Below are 503 nucleotides of genomic sequence, written 5' to 3'. Positions count from 1 at the left end.
AGTTCCTCCATGGATAGCCAATATCGGTAGCAATGATTTCAGCGCAGCACGAACAGCCACTCTGTCATTTCGAGGACTCTTGTGGGCAGCCAGATATTGTTGGAATTCGGCAATTTTCATGCGCCATGTTGCGGGCCCGGAGAAGAACAGAGCCAGTGCTTTCATTTGACTCGATTCTAAAAGATCTTCATCACTATTGTCGTCTCCATGTTCAGTGTTACAACCGTGCTGATTAAGACATTGGCGAAGTGTTTTCTCATTTTCAGTCAGTTTTTCTCTTGAGGGCAAACCAAAACTTGTAAATATTCGGCAAGAAAGTTTCAGAATATTCTTATTTTCATCCGAGGGTAGCCATTGAACGAACGCTTCCGCCTTTGCTTTGTCGGGCAAGCCTTTGCCATGACACATGGAGGAAAAGGCCCGCAGCAGTTCCAGGCTGAATTCGCCGTTCACCTTCCAGCACTCCCACGCTTTGAGCGCTTCCACCTTCGCTTTGTCGGGCA

Annotated in this window: 1 protein-coding gene; it reads right to left on the bottom strand. The window is 47.5% G+C overall.

What is annotated here, in order from left to right; translation table 11 throughout:
• The coding region (locus J7439_RS26235; protein WP_209204996.1) for a hypothetical protein at positions 1 to 503 on the bottom strand (503 nt) is incomplete at both ends.

This window comes from Salinisphaera sp. G21_0, assembly GCF_017744115.1.
In the GTDB taxonomy this organism is placed as follows: domain Bacteria; phylum Pseudomonadota; class Gammaproteobacteria; order Pseudomonadales; family Endozoicomonadaceae; genus Endozoicomonas.
Note: the sequence above shows the minus strand (reverse complement) of the source record. Positions and strands in the feature narration are given on the sequence as shown.